This window comes from Faecalibacterium sp. 7 (genome assembly GCF_049562865.1).
Classification (GTDB): domain Bacteria; phylum Bacillota; class Clostridia; order Oscillospirales; family Ruminococcaceae; genus Faecalibacterium; species Faecalibacterium wellingii.
In genome coordinates, this window is the sequence record NZ_CP186911.1 from 2,571,020 (window position 1) to 2,586,189 (window position 15,170).

The following is a 15,170-nucleotide window of genomic DNA, read 5'->3' on the forward strand; positions in this document are numbered from 1 at the left end:
CCCTCTCAGCCAGACCCTTTCGGGTTTGCCAGCTCTCCCAAAGTGGGAGCCTTTGGCAGTCCATGCAAAGTGCATCTTTCTGTCCGGTTTTCTCCCTTTGGAAGAGGCGTCGCCGAAGGTGGCGGAGAGGTCGAAGTCATTTATTTACACATATTTACGCAAAAAATTTATCGTAGATGCCAAAAGCAAAGATGAACAGCACAATGACCGGCAGCACATAGGTCAGGTAGCCGCGCATCCAGTCCTGCATTTTGAGGCCCTTGCCGGTGTTGACTTCCTTTTTATAGTTGTCCCAGCCCCAGCCGTAACGGGTAACGCAGAACAGCAGATACACCAGACTGCCCAGCGGCAGGAACAGGTTGCTGACGAGGAAATCTTCAAAGTCCAGCACAGCGCCGCCGAACACTGCAAAGCCGTCCCATGCCCAGAGGTTGTAGCCCAGCACGCAGGGCAGCGAAAGCGCCGTGATGAGCACAAGGTTCACCAGACTGGATTTTTTGCGGCTGCAGCCGGTGAGCTCCATGCCGCAGCAGATGATGTTCTCGAACACAGCCAGCACCGTAGACAGGGCCGCGAATGCCATGAAAAGGAAAAACAGGGTGCCCCACAGACGGCCCAGTGCCATATTGGCGAAGATGTTGGGCAGAGTAATGAAGATCAGGCTGGGGCCGCTGGTCTGGTCCACGCCATAGGTGAAGCAGGCCGGGAAGATGATAAGACCGGCGGTGATGGCCACAAAGGTATCCAGCACCACGATGCGGGCGGACTCACCCAGCAGGGAGTGCTCCTTGTCGATGTAGCTGCCAAAGATGGACATTGCGCCGATGCCGAGGCTCAGGGTGAAGAAGGCCTGATTCATGGCGGACACCAGCGTGTTGACCACGCCCACCTCTTCCATCCGCTTGAAGTCAGGCACGAGGAAGAAGCTCAGGCCCTCCTTTGCACCGGGCATGAACAGGCTGTTGACGGCCAGCACCACCATGATCACCAGCAGGGCGATCATCATGACCTTGGTCACGCGCTCAAGGCCGTTCTGCAGGCCCTTGGCGCACACAAAAACGCCCAGCGCCACAACAAAGACCATCCAGAAGGTCATAACACCGGGGTCTGCCAGCATTTCGGTAAACTTGCCGGCCACCTGATCGGCGTCCAGACCCGCCAGCTTGCCGACTGCGGTCATGTAGAAATAGTGCAGCATCCAGCCTGCAACGGTGGTGTAGAACATCATGAGCAGGTAGCAGCCCACGAGGGTAAGATAGCCGTGGATGTGCCACTTCTGGCCCGGTTTTTCCAGTGCCTGATAGGCCCGCACCGGGCTCTTGCGGGAAGCACGCCCCACCGCGAACTCCATCGTCATGATGGGCAGGCCCAGAATGACCAGAAAGAGCAGGTAAAACAGCACAAATGCGCCGCCGCCGCCCTGACCGGCAATATAAGGAAACTTCCACACGTTGCCGATGCCGATGGCACAGCCTGCCGAAAGCAGAATGAAGCCCAGCCGGGACTTCAGTTTTTCTCTTTCCATGATTCCAAAACTCCTTGTTTTCCGATCTGCTCCGCCCCGCCTTCATCAGGCCGGACAAAGCGTTGCTTTTGTATTATAGCACAAATTCTGTCGATGAACAGGTCTGCTTCAGAAAGATGAACTTTTGTTGTCAAAAGTAATTTTTGTATTTCTCGCATGCACAGCCCGTCCTGCCGCAGGGTCACGCAGCAATTTTCGTTGCAGGTGCGTCTGTTTTCGGTGCATTTGCGGCGGGCTTCAATTTTTCTCACCTGAAAGGTGAAGAGCTGACAGTTATTCATCTTTCCACCCAGCAGCAAAAAAGGGAGAAGCATCTTTGGACGCTTCTCCCCTTTACAGGTGTATTTACTTCCGCTTTTTGGGGGCATTACCCTTGCCCACCGGGCCGCGGGGGCGGCGCTCGGCAGCCTTGGACTGCACTGCGGCGCTGCGGGTCTGGGCGCGGCCCTTGGCGGCAGCGGCACGCAGACCGTTGATCTCCGCCTTGGTCAGCTCACGGTAGGTGCCGGGCTTGAGCATTCCCAGCTTCACGACACCCTCGGCGTTGCGCTTCAGACGTACCACCTCAAGTCCTACGGTCTCGCACATACGGCGGATCTCGCGGTTCTTGCCCTCTTTCAGGGTCATTTCCATCACGGTGCGGCCCGGCTCATCCGTAACAACGTTGATAGCACAGGGCATGGTCTTGGTCCCATCATCCAGCACGACGCCGCTGCTCAGCTTCAGGATCTGGCTTTCATCGGCGCGGGGCTGCACGGTGACGCGGTACAGCTTGGAGATGCCGCCGGACGGATGGGTGACAGCCTGTGCAAAAGCGCCGTCGTTGGTCATGAGCAGCAGGCCTTCGCTGTCCTTATCCAGACGGCCCACCGGGTACAGGCGGGCAGGGACATCGCTCACCAGCTCCATCACGGTCTTGCGGCCCAGCTCATCGCTGGCGGTGGTCACATAGCCGCGGGGCTTATACAGTGCCAGATAGTACATCTGCTGATCCTTGCGGATATAGATGCGCTCATCGTCCACATGCAGCACGTCGCGGTTGGGGTCCATCTTGTCGCCCACCTTGACGGGATGGCCGTTGACCTTGACGCGGCCCTCGGCGATGATCTGTTCGGCGGCACGGCGGGAGCAAAGCCCCTGCTCGGCCATGATCTTCTGAATACGTTCTTCTGCCATAATTCAAACTCCTTGTGCGCCTCCCGGCGCTCAAAACGCACACCTCTCCCCTGCTTTGGGGTGCGGGTGCGCCTGTATCAAAACTGTGAGTTGGAAGCTCACAGTTACGGCGATGGTGATCGGCAGGCCAGCAGGGAGCTTTCTCCGCGAACAGCCCGGGACTCCAGTCCCGCCCCAACGCTTGTGCGCCGGGGCCCCACCCCCAGGACATTCGCTGGAGAAACTCCCTGCCGTCCTACTGGTATATTTTACTTCTCCGCAGGTGCGGCTTCCGGAGCCTTCTCGTCCCTCTTGATGAGGGCGGCAAGCTTGTCCACCAGCTCAGGCAGCATGGTCAGCGCACGGTCGATGGTGTTGGAAGTATCGGACAGCTGGATGGTGCGCACGCAGCCATCCTTGATGACCAGAAATGCCACGGGCTGGATGTTCACGCCCGCGCCGGAACCGCCGCCGAACAGATCCTTGTTGGCAGCATTTTTGCCGTCAAAGTCAGTGCCGCCGGAGGCAAAGCCAAAGGAAACCTTGGACACCGGCAGGATGGTGATGCCGTCCTCGGTGGTAATGGGCTTGCCGATGATGGTGTTGGAGTCCACCATCTGGTGGATCTTCTCCATGGTAACGTTCATCAGGCCCTGAATGGGATGTTCAGCCATAAAACAGTGCTCCTTTTTCATTCAATTCGGGCAGTGTGCCCGTGTCAGCACTCTTCTCTGCCTTGCGGCAGACAGAGCGGAAAACTTGCATTGATATTTTTATATAGTGTACCACATTTTACAGGAAGATGTCCAACACTTTTTTGCGCCAGAATTCGTACAAAACGCGCAGAGCCGCGATCACAATGAACAGCGCCTGCGCGCTCACCCGGCAGGACACCCGGTCTTCTACCGTGGGCTGACTGCTACCAAAGTCCGGCAGGATGCGCAGCTCGTCAAATTGCAGCCAGAGGAACCGATCCAGTACGCCCAGCACCGGATACAGCCACGCCTGCAGCTTGCCGTAATCGCGGGCTGCTGCAGCAGGGTCCTCCCCGCGCACGCCAAGGCGCACCTGTATTTTTGTAATGCGCAGGGCCCCGAACACGGCCTTCATCAACCTGCCCGCACCCCTGAGCATGGCGCAGATGATCTCCAGCGTGATCTTTGCCTTTTTGCGGGGCCGGGCAGGCTTGTCGGCGGCGGCTTTTTTCCGGGCCTTTTCTTCGGCTTTTTTCCGCTTGCGCTCAGCGCGCCATGCAGCAAATTTTGCCTTCACTTTGCCAAAGCCTTTGGGCGGCTCCGGGTTTTCCGGCGCGGGCGGCGGCTCCGGCTTCGGGTACTGGAACACCGGGAAGGTGATCCCCAGTGCGCCGGCTCTTACGGTGAGCACACCGTGCTCCCAGCACAGATCCGCACAGAAGGGGCACAAAAGCAGCAGCACCACAAGCACCAGCACCACCAAAAGCAGGATGCCGACGGCTTTCAGTACAAACAGCAGCACCGCGCCCAGCGCGGCGAGGAATGCTCCCATGCGTTACCCCTCACTTTCCTTCGATGCCGTGTCACTCTTTGTTTCCGCGCCGTGCACCGGCGGCAGATCCGCCAGACTGGAAAGCCCGAACACCCGCAAAAAGGTATCCGTGGTGCGGAAGCTCACCGGCCTGCCCGGCAGGTCAAGACGTCCGGCTTCCTCAATGAGGCCCTTTTCCAGCAGGCCGGACACACTGGACGAAGAGTCCACGCCGCGCACCTGCTCAATAAAGGCACGGGACACCGGCTGGTTATAGGCGATGACGGTCAGGGTCTCCATGGCGGCAGGCCCCAGCGGCACCGAGCGGCGGCTGTCCAGCAGGCGGCGGATGCAGTCGGCCCACTCCATTTTCGTGGCAAGCTGCCAGCGGGTGTTCAGATGCAGCAGACACAGGCCGCTGTCCTCTCTGGTGTAATGCTCCCGCAAGGCTTCCAACGCGGCTTCCACGCTGACCTGCGGCAGCTGTACCGCCTGAGCCAGCTTGTCTGCGCCAATGGGGTCCCCACAGGCAAACAGCATAGCCTCCACGGCTGCACGGATCTGTTTCTGGTTCATTCTTTCTCCTTGTCACGTTGGATGCGGCCCCGCTGCATGGTGAGCTGGCCCTGTTCGTCCAACTTTACGCGGCCGCCGCGCACCAGCTCCAAAAGGGCCAGAAAGGTGGCCACGTTGGTGCTGCGGGTCTGCTGGCGGCTGAACAGCTGGCTCATTTTTGCCGCTGTACCGCTGATCAGGTGTCGCAAAATGTACACCACCCGGCTCGTCACCGACACCATGGGTGCCGTTACCAGCGGCTCAAACTGCTGCTGTGTGGGCTCCCTGCGCAGTTTGGTGCGGCCCGAAAGTGCAGCCCAGTAGTCTGCCAGCACCTGCGGCGCATGGTGCAGGTCATAGGCGGTATCGAACTCCATTTCTGCAGGCGGGCGCACAAACACCGGTGCAGCCTCCGCTTTTTCGCGCAGCAGCACAGCCATACGGCGGCACTGGTCGTACTCAATGAGCTGACCAGTAAACTCCTGCTTGAGCCGCTCGCCCTCTTCGCTGCGGGGCAAAAGCAGGTAGCTCTTCATTTCCACAAGCCGCGCAGCCATTTCAATAAAAGCGCTGGCGGCTTCCGGGTCGGGGTCTGCCTGCTCCACCGTGCGGGTGTACTGATCGATCAGCTCCAGAATGGGGATGTTGTGCAGATCCATCTTATGTTTGGCCACAAGTGCCAGCAATAATTCCAGCGGGCCGTCAAAATCTTCCAGATGGAAGGTCAGTTCCTCTGCCACGCTCACACCACCGTCCCAAGGCCTGCGTAGTAGATGGAATACGCGATCTTATCGATGTATCCGGTGCCCTTGCCCAGCAGATCCCACACCATGTTGTTCAGATAGTACAGCGGCGTATCCAGCGCACCAAACCACACGGCGGCCAGCAGGGCGATCATGATGTAGCGCTCGTACCGCATCAGGCCAAAGTACATCTGCCGGGGCAGCACTACCAGCAGGATGCGGCTGCCGTCCAGCGGCGGCACCGGAATGAAGTTAAACACGGCAAGGCTCACATTCATCAGCACAAGGTACTGCAGGAACATGGCAGCATACAGGGTGGCATCGTTCACCGGAGCCCAGTAGTACATGAGCTTCCACGCCACCATGCCCACATAGGCAAGGATCATGTTTGCCGCAGGGCCTGCCAGCGCGGTAAGGGCCATACCCCACTTCGGGTTTTTGAAGTTGCGGGGATCGGTGGAGACCGGCTTTGCCCAGCCCACGCCCGCAAACACCATGCACAGCGTACCCAGCAGGTCAAAGTGTACAAAAGGGTTCAGCGAAAGACGGCCCTGCCGCTTTGCGGTGTCGTCGCCCAGCAGCCACGCGGCCAGCGCATGGCCCGCTTCGTGGAAGGGGATGGCCACCAGTGCCACCAGTGCGCGGATGAGATAATAGATGCCCTGAGAGGTCATTCGATATTCCTGCCTTTTTTCATTATACCATATATAATACTATCTTTTTGCCCTGTACACAAGTCCCCGGCAAAAAACACGGATATTTTTTGAAAAAAGGCTTGCAATTTGCAGGTCAATCTGTTACAATAGTCAAGCTGATTATTTTGATTCCTTACTTCACTGCAGGAGGTGCAAGTACCATGGCTAAATGTGAATGCTGCGGCAAGGGTGTTACCTTTGGTATCAAGGTTTCTCACTCTCATCGTCGTTCCAACCGTACCTGGAAGCCGAATGTCCGTCGTGTCAAGGCGGTCGTTGAGGGTTCTCCCAAGTACGTCTACGCATGCTCCCGTTGCCTGCGCGCTGGCAAAGTTACCCGCGCTGTCTAATTTGGTGTATGTGGCCGGTCACTTTGTCGAGTGGCCGGCTTTTTTTGTTGCTGTAAGGAGGCAAAACAAATGGCTCTGCCCAATGACCCCATCATGCTGCTGAGCGTGGTGAACCTGAAGCTGCGGGATTTTTACAAAAATCTCGATGCTCTGTGCGAAGATCTGGATGCCGACAAGGCAGATCTGTGCGCAAAGCTCAAAGCTGTGGGCTACGAGTACGACGCCCAGCGCAACCAGTTTGTGTGATTTTACCAGAAAGCTTTCTTTTGATCGCGAACGATCAGTGCCGGTGCGCAGCGACTGTGCCCGGGCTGGTGAATATAGAAACAAGGAGTGCTTGATTTATGATCCAGGGTACCTATTACAAAGAGTGGAGCAGTGTACTGAACCGCGAAATGGAGTTCAAGGTGTATGGCAGTGCCGGTGTTCCGGTGCTGGCTCTGCCCGCCCGCGGCGGCCGCTTTTACGATTGGGAGAACAACGGTATGCCGGACGCCATCGCCCAGCTGCTGAACGAAGGCAAGGTGCAGCTGTTCTGCGCTGACAGCATCGATGGTGAGGCCGTGCTGAACGGCGATGCCCCGGTGCGCCGCCGGGCCGAGATGGAAGAAAAGTATTTTGTCTACCTTACCGCTGAGCTGGCTCCCCGTGTACTGGCCCTGAACGGTGCCGCAAAGGGCACCCGGCTGTGGTGTGTGGGCATTGATCTGGGCGCTGTGCACGCAGTGAACTGCCGTCTGCGCCGCCCGCAGCAGTTTGCGGGGGCCATCGGCCTTTCCGGCATCTATGATCTGGCCCGCTTCTGGGGCAGCGAGAAGGACGATCTGGTACTGCGCTCCTCTCCCCTGCTGTATCTGGGCGAAAAGGGCATTGCCAACAAGCTGACTCTGGCAAAGGCCGAAGAAAACAGCCTGATGCTCTGTGCCGGTCAGGGTGCCTACGAGGACGATGCCAAAGCCGACACGCAGGCGCTGGCCGACCTGCTGCAGGCAGAAGGCCTGCCTGCACATCTGGAACTGTGGGGCGGCGATGTCTCCCACGAGTGGTACTGGTGGGGCAAGATGCTGGGCCTGTTCGTGCCGCGGATTCTGGAACAGTAAAATAGCATTTTAACCCTCTCATTCATTGCTGCGCAACGTCAGCAAGACTGAGAGGGTTCTTTTTGTTTTGCTGTATACCCTGCTACCCTATTTGTGAAAATTTCAAATCCCTACTTGATTTATCGGATATGCCGTGCTATACTCACATTGTAAGCTATATACCCCATTAGGGTAAAGGAGATTTTTATGGATAACGAAAAAAAATCCTGCTGCTGTTGCGGCACGCCCGCCCAGCCGGCCCCCGAGGCAGCTGCCGAAAGCTGCTGTCCCGCCGCAGCCGACACCGAAGGTGCAGCCTGCTGCCGCCACAAAGACCGCACCCCTGAGGAGCACAAGGCCCTGCTGAACCGGCTCAGCCGTATCGAGGGTCAGGTGCGCGGCATCCGCGGGATGCTGGAAAAAGACGTCTACTGTGTGGACATCCTTGTGCAGGTGGCAGCAGCAAACTCCGCGCTGAACAGCTTTTCCAAAGAGCTGCTGGCGCAGCACATCTCCACCTGCGTCGCTGACGACCTGCGCGCGGGCAGCGAGGAAAAGCTGGACGAACTGATAAAGCTTCTGCCAAAGCTCATGAAATAAAAAGCTCCTTTTACATGCATACTGAACGCAGGAGTGAGATTTTATGGAACAATTCAATGTTACCGGCATGAGCTGCGCGGCCTGCTCTGCCCGGGTGGAAAAGGCCGTGAAGAAGGTGCCCGGCGTCACCAGCTGCTCGGTGAGCCTGCTGACCAACTCCATGGGTGTGGAGGGCACAGCATCCGATGCCGCCATCATCCGGGCCGTGCAGGATGCAGGCTACGGTGCCAGCCCCAAAAAGGCGGGGACGGCTTCGGCTGCGCCCGGCACCAGTGCCGACCTTGACGCCCTGACCGACCACGAGACCCCTAAGCTCAAGCGCCGCCTGATTGCATCACTGGGCTTTCTGCTGGTGCTGATGTACTTTTCCATGGGGCACATGATGTGGGGCTGGCCCCTGCCCCACTGGTTTGATGGCAACCACATTGCCATGGGCCTTGTGCAGCTCCTGCTGGCAGGCATCGTAATGGTCATCAACCAGAAATTCTTCATCAGCGGCTTCAAAGGGCTACTTCACGGCGCTCCCAACATGGATACGCTGGTGGCTATGGGCTCCATGGCAAGCTTTGTGTGGAGCACCTACGCCCTGTTCGCCATGACCCGCGCTCAGGTGGACGGCAACAATGAGCTGGTCATGCACTATATGATGGAGTTCTACTTCGAGTCGGCTGCCATGATTTTGACCCTCATCACGGTGGGCAAAATGCTGGAAGCCCGTTCCAAGGGCAAGACCACCGATGCCCTCAAGAGCCTGATGAAGCTGGCCCCCAAGACCGCCAACCTGCTGCGGGACGGTGCCGAAGTGACGGTGCTCATCGAGCAGGTGCAGAAGGGAGACATCTTTGTGGTGCGCCCGGGCGAGAATGTGCCCGTGGACGGCATTGTGCTGGAAGGCAGCAGCGCCGTGAATGAGAGCGCCCTGACCGGCGAGAGCATCCCCGTGGACAAGGCCGAGGGCGATAAGGTAAGCGCCGCCACCACCAACCAGTCCGGCTTCCTCCGGTGTCAGGCCACCCGCGTGGGCGAGGACACCACCCTGTCCCAGATCATCAAGATGGTCAGCGATGCCGCTGCCACCAAGGCCCCCATTGCAAAGATCGCCGACACCGTGTCCGGTTTCTTCGTGCCTGCGGTCATTTCCATTGCTGTGATCACCACCATCGTGTGGCTGCTGCTGGGCCGTGAGCTGGGCTATGCACTGGCCCGCGGCATTTCCGTGCTGGTCATCAGCTGTCCCTGTGCGCTGGGTCTGGCTACGCCCGTTGCCATCATGGTAGGCAACGGGCTGGGTGCCAAAAATGGTATCCTGTTCAAGACCGCTGCTTCGCTGGAAGCTGCAGGCCGCACCCAGATCGTGGCTCTGGACAAAACCGGCACCATCACCAGCGGTGAGCCCAAGGTCACCGACATTTTGCCCGCTGAGGGCGTTTCCGAGACCGAGCTGCTCACCCTTGCCGCCGCACTGGAACGCAAGAGCGAGCACCCGCTGGCCAAGGCCGTGCTGGCCTGCACCGACGAGCAGAAGCTCGCCGCCCCCGAGGTATCCGACTTTACTGCACTGCCGGGCAACGGTCTGGCTGCAAAGCTGGACGGCGTGGAGATCTTTGGCGGAAGCGCGTCCTTTATTGGTACCAAAGTCACCGTGCCTGCACAGCTGCAGGAGAAGGCCGCAGCCCTCTCCGCACAGGGCAAGACGCCCCTGTTCTTCGGCGGGGCGGGCCGTCTGCTGGGCATCATTGCAGTGGCCGATACCATCAAGGAGGACAGTCCCCGCGCCATCCGGGAGCTGCAGGCCATGGGCATCCGCGTGGTGATGCTCACCGGCGACAACCAGCGCACTGCCGACGCCATCGGCAGGCAGGCAGGTGTGGACGAGGTCATTGCAGGCGTGCTGCCTGACGGCAAGGAAGCGGTCATCCGCCAGCTGCAGACCTACGGCAAGGTGACGATGGTGGGCGATGGCATCAACGACGCCCCGGCTCTGACCCGCGCCGACACCGGCATTGCCATCGGCGCAGGCACCGATGTTGCCATCGACGCGGCAGACGTGGTGCTGATGAACTCCCGTCTTTCGGACGTACCTGCTGCCATCCGCCTGAGCCGCGCTGCCCTGCGCAACATCCACGAAAATCTGTTCTGGGCCTTCATCTACAACATCATCGGCATCCCGCTGGCAGCCGGTGTGTTCATCCCCTTCGGCCTGACCCTGAACCCGATGTTCGGTGCCGCCGCCATGAGCCTTTCCAGCTTCTGCGTGGTGAGCAATGCCCTGCGTCTGAATCTGTTCGATGTGCACAGCACCAAGCACGACCGTGCACCCAAAAACGCCGCTTCCCTGCCTGCTGCCCTCACGCAGCCCGCAGTGGATGAGAATAAAGAGAGTTCCATCAAGGAGGACACTGCTATGAAAAAGACCCTGAAAGTTGAAGGCATGATGTGCGGCCACTGCGAGGCTCGCGTAAAGAAGGCTCTGGAAGCCCTGCCCGAAGTGACTGAGGCCGTGGTGAGCCACGAGACCGGCACCGCCATCGTCACCCTGAACGCCGATGTCGCCGATGACGTGCTGAAAAAGGCCGTTGAGGATCAGGACTATCCCGTAACCGACATCCAGTGACCCAAACAGCCTGACCGCAAGCGAAAGACCGCTGCACGGAACATCAACGTGCAGCGGTCTTTTTGTGTTGGTCATGGAGCGCCCCGCACTGTCCGCTGCACCTCTTCTGCAGCTCTGCCACAGCAATGCAGCACACGGCAAAGGCCAGCAGCGCGCAGTCCAGCGGCACGCGGTGCATGACCGCCACCCGCCCGGACAGGGTGCTGAACGCCTGCACAGCCTGTTCTGTGCCCGGCACCACCAGCCAGAACAGTGCCAGTGACAGGGGCAGATGCAGCACCCGCGCGGCCAGCAATGGCCCCAGTGACATCTCCGGCGGGCAGATGGTACGCACCTGCAAAAGCACCGAAGCTCCCTGCATGCTGAGGGCCGCACAGCAAAGGGTGCTGGCCCACAGTCCGGTGTGGGATGCGCAGTCACAGCCGGAGCAAACCTCCAGCAGCATCGCGGGCAGCACCGACCACGGTTTTGGCAGCAAAGTCTCCGCTCCCGCCGCCAGCAGCCGGAAATACAGCACAAAACCGCACAGTTTCAGGTACGTGACCGCTGCCTGCGCCACCACGGCATCCAGAGTGGGCAGCGGGATATCCTCTGCCTTTGCGGGCAGGCACTGCCCGGCGCCGCCCTGCATCCGGCAGAGCAGCGCAGCCGTAAGATACCCCGCCAGCAGCTGGGCCGCAAACAACCGCACCCCCAGCGCCCGGCTGCCCAGCATCTGCTCCCCTACCGTGAGAATGACAAAGGATGGCCCGCTGCACACACAGGCGGGCAGCAGCGCCGACGTCTGCCGGGGCGTCAGCTGACCGGTGCGCACCGCCTGTGCCGCCGCGGCCGCTGCCGGTGCAAACCCGCCCAGAAAGCCTATGAGCAGCACACTGCCTGCGGCCTTTGCCCGCACCCCAATGACCCGGGCTGCCGGCTGGAACGCAAAGCCCAGCAGCGGCCCGGCCCCGCAGCCCATGAGCAGCGCCGAAACGATGAGGAATGGAAACAGCGATACCAGCAGCGGCCCGCCGCAGAGCACAAGGCCTGCATGCAGGGCATCCGCGCAGCGCTGCGGTGCGGCAAACACCAAAACTGCCGTGAACATTGCCAGCGCCAGCAGCATTCCCTGCCGGAATTTGTGGGTTCGATTCATAAGCAAGCCCTCCGCATCCATATATATGTAGCAGCGCGCCGCGGGCAGAACTGCGGGATGGGAGGGAGTGGCATGTGGGCCAAGCACAAAACGCAGCCACCGCACCGCTGGCTTGCAGCACTGTTCTGTCAGCCGCCCAAGGGGTTTTACCGCACACCCGCCGTCTACCTGAGCGGCGGACAGATGGAGATCGAGCATTTCCGGTGCATCCTGACTTACAGCCCGGACTGCCTTTGCCTGCAGATGCCCCATGGCCGTTTCACCGTTCACGGCGATGAGCTGAAGATCATCACCCTCACCGCCACCCGCCTGACCCTGCGGGGCCGCTTTCTGCGGACGGACTTCGCAGATGAATAGGAGGTGCCCCCATGGAACCGGTAAGGCTTTGGGCCGCAGTGGAGTTCACTGCACGCAGCGGCAGCACCGAGGCCCTGCTCACCGCTGCCGCCCGGGCCGGGCTGCATCTCTACGGCGTGACGGCTCTGCCCGGGGGCTTCTGCGGCCACTGTGCCGCCCGGCAGTATCCGCGCCTTGCTGCTCTGGCCCGCAGATACCGGGTACGGCTGCGGGTGCGCAAAAAGCAGGGGCTGTACTTCCGGGTGCGCCCGTTGCTGCGCCGGGCCGGGCTCTGGGCCGGGCTGGCGGTGTTCCTGCCGCTTTTGTTCTGGACGCAGCAGTTCGTCTGGTTTGCTGACGTCTCCACCCTCACCGCCGGACAGGCTGCGCGGGCGTCTGCCATCCTGCGAGAGGCGGGCCTGCAGCCCGGCTCTGCCGTGACCGAAGCAAAGCTCGCCGCCGGGGAATACGCCCTGCTGCACAGTGGTGAGTTCTCATGGGCCAGCCTGAATTTTGCCAAAGGACGGCTGGAAGTAGAAGCTGCCGCCGCAAAGCCCAAGCCCGACATTGCCGCCGGAACGCTGCACGGCATCCGGGCCCGATGCAGCGGCACTGTGGTGCGCACGAACCTTGTCAGCGGCACCATGCTGGTGGTGCCCGGGCAGCAGGTGGAAGCCGGGCAGGGCCTCATTGGCACGGCGCGCAGTGAGCGCGACGGTACGCTGATCTTTGCCCCCGCCGCCGGGACGGTGCTTGCGCAGTTTGAATGGAACGACACCCGCACCGTGCCGCTGAAAGAGAATATCTTTCAGTACACCGGAGCCTGTACCCGCAGCATAGAGCTTTTGGTGTTCGGGCAGGTATTTGCCCTGCCTGCCGCGTCTGCGCCGGAGAACGCCGTTTTCACCACCCGGCATTATCAGCCGGAGCTGCCTTTGCTTGGCCTTGCGCTCCCCTGCTCCATCCAGGAGACCTGCCGGTACGGGCAGCAGCCGGAAACGCTCTGCCACACCGGGGAGCAGGCGGCGGCACTGGCCCGGCTGCAGAGCCTGCAGGCTTTGTACGCCGCATGGCCGGATGCGGAGTGCATTGCCCGCAAAGAGGACTGCACTGTGAACGACGGCAGGCTGAATTACACCGTGACGTATACGATCGTTGCGGATATCTGCGGGTGAGATGCAAAAAGGGCCTTCCCATTTCCGGGAAAGCCCTTTTGTATTTTGCGTCTTATTTGTTTTCCGCTGCCTGCGCGTCATACTCCGCGATCAGGTCGTTCAGGTCGTACTGGTACTTGCTGTGACAGAAGTGGCACACCACCTCACAGTTCGGGTCCTCGTCACGCATTTTCACCAGCTCCTTGCGGCCAAGGCTGAACAGCATTTCCTTTGTGCGTTCCGCACTGCAGTCGCACTGGTAGTGCACATCGCGCTCGTCCAACACGTTGGGTTCAAAACCCGCCAGTGCCAGCTGCATCATATCCTCGGGGGTCTTGCCCTCGTGCAGCATGGTGGTGACGGAAGGCATGGCTGCGATATTTTTTTCCAGCTGATCGATCTCTGCATCAGTGGCACCGGGCAGCAGCTGCACCATAAAGCCGCCTGCGCACAGGATGGACAGGTCCTTGTCCACCAGCACGCCCAGTGCCATGACGGTGGGCACCTGCTCGCTGTAGGCGTAGTAGGCGGTCAGGTCCTCGGCGATCTCGCCGGAGACCAGCGGCACCTGACCCACGGTAGGCTCCTTTTGCAGGCTGTTGTCCCGGATGACGGTGAGCACACCGTCTTTGCCCACAGCGCCGCCCACATCCAGATGGCCGTTCGGCTTTGCAGGCAGCTCCACCAGCGGGTTATCGATGCAGCCTTTCACGTTGCCGGTACCGTCGGTGCAGGCAATGACCACGCCGGCGGGGCCGCCGCCGGACACACGCAGGGTGATCTTGTCGCGGTCGTCCTTGAGCATGGAGCCCATCAGGGCTGCGCCGGTGAGCAGACGGCCCAGTGCCGCGCTGCAGGTGGCGCTGGTGGTGTGCAGCTTTTCGGCCTTGCGGACGATCTGGGTGGAATCCACGCCGCAGAACACGACGCCGCCGTTCTCCGACAGGCCGCGGATCAGATTTGCCATAGGTTATTCCTCCAATTGTGTATACTGCTTGACTGCGCAGAAGAAATAGCGCTGGCTGTCCTCGGTCAGCGGGCCGAAGGTCTCGCCGTCGCAGACGCTTTCCAGCGCAAAGCCGTGCTTTTCCAGCGCGGTGCGGATGGTGTCAAGGTCGTAGGTGTACTCGTAGAACTGCTCGTGGAAGTGCTCGCCGGTCTCGTGGTAGTCGATGTCCACGGTGATCTCCACACGGCGGTTCATGGCATCGTAGTGGTTGCGCCACACACAGGCGGCATCCTCTTCCTCAAAGGTGAATTCGTTGTCGCCCAGCACGTTCCGGTGCTTGTAGGGCGTGTTCATATCAAAGAGGAACACGCCGCCTTTTTCCATAAAGAAGCCTGCGTTGGCAATGGCCGTGTCCAGATCCGGGATGTGGTTGAAGGTGTCAAAGGTTGACACTGCGCCCCGGATGGTGCCGTACAGGTCCAGCTTGAGCAGATCCTGCCGCAAAAGCAGCAGTCTGCCGGAAAGGCCCAGCTGTTCGGCCTTGTCCCGCACAACGCAGAGCATTTCCTCGGACTGGTCAATGCCGATCATATCATAGCCTGCCTGCGTGAGCATCAACGTCAGCTCACCGGTGCCGCAGCCAAGGTCGGCCAGAATGCCGTCCTGGATGCCATGGGCTTGCAGTTCGGCACGGATGTGCGCATACAGCGCGTCATAATCGGCCTCGCCGTTGAATTCATCGTAGAAATAGGCAAATTCGTTGTAGGCCAT

The 15,170-nt window shown here is 60.1% G+C and carries 18 protein-coding genes; 7 read left to right on the forward strand and 11 right to left on the reverse strand.

Going from position 1 to position 15,170, the window contains the following annotated elements; all coding sequences use genetic code 11:
• Positions 1-154: 154 nt before the first annotated feature.
• The 8 genes from ACKXF7_RS12730 to ACKXF7_RS12765 all read right to left on the reverse strand — a co-directional run bounded on the left by ACKXF7_RS12730 (position 155) and on the right by ACKXF7_RS12765 (position 6,158).
• A complete protein-coding gene (locus ACKXF7_RS12730) occupies positions 155-1,525 on the reverse strand; it encodes a sodium-dependent transporter (protein ID WP_423741502.1) in 1,371 nt (456 codons plus the stop codon).
• Positions 1,507-1,839 (reverse strand): hypothetical protein, encoded by a 333-nt coding sequence (locus tag ACKXF7_RS12735; RefSeq protein WP_423741503.1) that lies wholly within the window; start codon positions 1,837-1,839, stop codon positions 1,507-1,509. Before ACKXF7_RS12735 ends, ACKXF7_RS12730 begins: the two co-directional genes overlap by 19 nt.
• A 31-nt stretch (positions 1,840-1,870) precedes the next feature.
• Positions 1,871-2,701: a pseudouridine synthase gene (locus ACKXF7_RS12740; protein WP_348583588.1), complete on the reverse strand. Its 831-nt coding sequence runs from the start codon at positions 2,699-2,701 to the stop codon at positions 1,871-1,873.
• 248 nt (positions 2,702-2,949) lie between these two features.
• Entirely contained in the window at positions 2,950-3,354 is a 405-nt protein-coding gene (gene ytfJ / locus ACKXF7_RS12745) for a GerW family sporulation protein (protein WP_423741504.1), read from the reverse strand.
• Between the two features lie 118 nt (positions 3,355-3,472).
• Complete coding sequence (locus ACKXF7_RS12750; protein ID WP_423741505.1) at positions 3,473-4,207, reverse strand: DUF2953 domain-containing protein; 735 nt, start codon at positions 4,205-4,207, stop codon at positions 3,473-3,475.
• 3 nt (positions 4,208-4,210) lie between these two features.
• The gene (scpB, locus tag ACKXF7_RS12755; RefSeq protein WP_423741506.1) at positions 4,211-4,762 is read right to left on the reverse strand and encodes an SMC-Scp complex subunit ScpB; all 552 of its coding nucleotides are present in this window, start codon (positions 4,760-4,762) and stop codon (positions 4,211-4,213) included.
• Positions 4,759-5,481 carry a segregation and condensation protein A gene (locus tag ACKXF7_RS12760; RefSeq protein WP_423741507.1) on the reverse strand — a complete coding sequence of 241 codons (723 nt, stop codon included), beginning with the start codon at positions 5,479-5,481 and terminating at the stop codon, positions 4,759-4,761. Before ACKXF7_RS12760 ends, scpB begins: the two co-directional genes overlap by 4 nt.
• Before the next feature lie 2 nt (positions 5,482-5,483).
• On the reverse strand, positions 5,484-6,158 hold the full coding sequence (locus ACKXF7_RS12765; RefSeq protein WP_423741508.1) for a site-2 protease family protein: 675 nt from the start codon (positions 6,156-6,158) through the stop codon (positions 5,484-5,486).
• A 182-nt stretch (positions 6,159-6,340) separates the two neighbouring features.
• Here ACKXF7_RS12765 and rpmB point away from each other — a divergent pair, with 182 nt between their 5' ends.
• From rpmB to ACKXF7_RS12790, 5 genes are all read left to right on the forward strand, one after another.
• On the forward strand, positions 6,341-6,529 hold the full coding sequence (rpmB, locus tag ACKXF7_RS12770; RefSeq protein ID WP_080545321.1) for a 50S ribosomal protein L28: 189 nt from the start codon (positions 6,341-6,343) through the stop codon (positions 6,527-6,529).
• 69 nt (positions 6,530-6,598) lie between these two features.
• On the forward strand, positions 6,599-6,775 hold the full coding sequence (locus ACKXF7_RS12775) for a DUF4250 domain-containing protein (RefSeq protein ID WP_097777911.1): 177 nt from the start codon (positions 6,599-6,601) through the stop codon (positions 6,773-6,775).
• Between the two features lie 98 nt (positions 6,776-6,873).
• Positions 6,874-7,629 carry an esterase family protein gene (locus ACKXF7_RS12780; RefSeq protein ID WP_348583592.1) on the forward strand — a complete coding sequence of 252 codons (756 nt, stop codon included), beginning with the start codon at positions 6,874-6,876 and terminating at the stop codon, positions 7,627-7,629.
• Between the two features lie 186 nt (positions 7,630-7,815).
• Positions 7,816-8,208, forward strand: coding sequence for a metal-sensing transcriptional repressor (locus ACKXF7_RS12785; RefSeq protein WP_423741509.1), 393 nt, complete (start codon positions 7,816-7,818; stop codon positions 8,206-8,208).
• 43 nt (positions 8,209-8,251) lie between these two features.
• Positions 8,252-10,822: a heavy metal translocating P-type ATPase gene (locus tag ACKXF7_RS12790; protein ID WP_423741510.1), complete on the forward strand. Its 2,571-nt coding sequence runs from the start codon at positions 8,252-8,254 to the stop codon at positions 10,820-10,822.
• A gap of 43 nt (positions 10,823-10,865) precedes the next feature.
• Here the strand turns inward: ACKXF7_RS12790 and ACKXF7_RS12795 are convergent, their stop codons facing one another.
• Complete coding sequence (locus ACKXF7_RS12795; RefSeq protein WP_423741511.1) at positions 10,866-11,960, reverse strand: hypothetical protein; 1,095 nt, start codon at positions 11,958-11,960, stop codon at positions 10,866-10,868.
• Positions 11,961-12,032: 72 nt separating this feature from the next.
• Between ACKXF7_RS12795 and ACKXF7_RS12800 the strand changes: the two genes are divergently transcribed.
• A complete protein-coding gene (locus ACKXF7_RS12800; protein ID WP_423741512.1) occupies positions 12,033-12,317 on the forward strand; it encodes a YabP/YqfC family sporulation protein in 285 nt (94 codons plus the stop codon).
• 11 nt (positions 12,318-12,328) lie between these two features.
• The gene (locus ACKXF7_RS12805; protein WP_423741513.1) at positions 12,329-13,471 is read left to right on the forward strand and encodes a sporulation protein YqfD; all 1,143 of its coding nucleotides are present in this window, start codon (positions 12,329-12,331) and stop codon (positions 13,469-13,471) included.
• 52 nt (positions 13,472-13,523) lie between these two features.
• Here the strand turns inward: ACKXF7_RS12805 and hslO are convergent, their stop codons facing one another.
• Both hslO and ACKXF7_RS12815 read right to left on the reverse strand, forming a co-directional pair.
• Entirely contained in the window at positions 13,524-14,417 is an 894-nt protein-coding gene (gene hslO / locus ACKXF7_RS12810; protein ID WP_423741514.1) for an Hsp33 family molecular chaperone HslO, read from the reverse strand.
• Between the two features lie 3 nt (positions 14,418-14,420).
• Positions 14,421-15,170 carry a class I SAM-dependent DNA methyltransferase gene (locus ACKXF7_RS12815; protein WP_423741515.1) on the reverse strand — a complete coding sequence of 250 codons (750 nt, stop codon included), beginning with the start codon at positions 15,168-15,170 and terminating at the stop codon, positions 14,421-14,423.

What these genes read in the sequence shown, in the direction of transcription:
- ACKXF7_RS12730 (WP_423741502.1), bottom strand. Translation starts at nt 1,525, where the DNA reads ATGGAAAGAGAAAAACTGAAGTCCCGGCTGGGCTTCATTCTGCTTTCG.
- ACKXF7_RS12735 (WP_423741503.1), bottom strand. Translation starts at nt 1,839, where the DNA reads ATGCTTCTCCCTTTTTTGCTGCTGGGTGGAAAGATGAATAACTGTCAG.
- ACKXF7_RS12740 (WP_348583588.1), bottom strand. Translation starts at nt 2,701, where the DNA reads ATGGCAGAAGAACGTATTCAGAAGATCATGGCCGAGCAGGGGCTTTGC.
- ytfJ (WP_423741504.1), bottom strand. Translation starts at nt 3,354, where the DNA reads ATGGCTGAACATCCCATTCAGGGCCTGATGAACGTTACCATGGAGAAG.
- ACKXF7_RS12750 (WP_423741505.1), bottom strand. Translation starts at nt 4,207, where the DNA reads ATGGGAGCATTCCTCGCCGCGCTGGGCGCGGTGCTGCTGTTTGTACTG.
- scpB (WP_423741506.1), bottom strand. Translation starts at nt 4,762, where the DNA reads ATGAACCAGAAACAGATCCGTGCAGCCGTGGAGGCTATGCTGTTTGCC.
- ACKXF7_RS12765 (WP_423741508.1), bottom strand. Translation starts at nt 6,158, where the DNA reads ATGACCTCTCAGGGCATCTATTATCTCATCCGCGCACTGGTGGCACTG.
- rpmB (WP_080545321.1), top strand. Translation starts at nt 6,341, where the DNA reads ATGGCTAAATGTGAATGCTGCGGCAAGGGTGTTACCTTTGGTATCAAG.
- ACKXF7_RS12775 (WP_097777911.1), top strand. Translation starts at nt 6,599, where the DNA reads ATGGCTCTGCCCAATGACCCCATCATGCTGCTGAGCGTGGTGAACCTG.
- ACKXF7_RS12780 (WP_348583592.1), top strand. Translation starts at nt 6,874, where the DNA reads ATGATCCAGGGTACCTATTACAAAGAGTGGAGCAGTGTACTGAACCGC.
- ACKXF7_RS12785 (WP_423741509.1), top strand. Translation starts at nt 7,816, where the DNA reads ATGGATAACGAAAAAAAATCCTGCTGCTGTTGCGGCACGCCCGCCCAG.
- ACKXF7_RS12790 (WP_423741510.1), top strand. Translation starts at nt 8,252, where the DNA reads ATGGAACAATTCAATGTTACCGGCATGAGCTGCGCGGCCTGCTCTGCC.
- ACKXF7_RS12795 (WP_423741511.1), bottom strand. Translation starts at nt 11,960, where the DNA reads ATGAATCGAACCCACAAATTCCGGCAGGGAATGCTGCTGGCGCTGGCA.
- ACKXF7_RS12800 (WP_423741512.1), top strand. Translation starts at nt 12,033, where the DNA reads ATGTGGGCCAAGCACAAAACGCAGCCACCGCACCGCTGGCTTGCAGCA.
- ACKXF7_RS12805 (WP_423741513.1), top strand. Translation starts at nt 12,329, where the DNA reads ATGGAACCGGTAAGGCTTTGGGCCGCAGTGGAGTTCACTGCACGCAGC.
- hslO (WP_423741514.1), bottom strand. Translation starts at nt 14,417, where the DNA reads ATGGCAAATCTGATCCGCGGCCTGTCGGAGAACGGCGGCGTCGTGTTC.
- ACKXF7_RS12815 (WP_423741515.1), bottom strand. Translation starts at nt 15,170, where the DNA reads ATGGCCTACAACGAATTTGCCTATTTCTACGATGAATTCAACGGCGAG.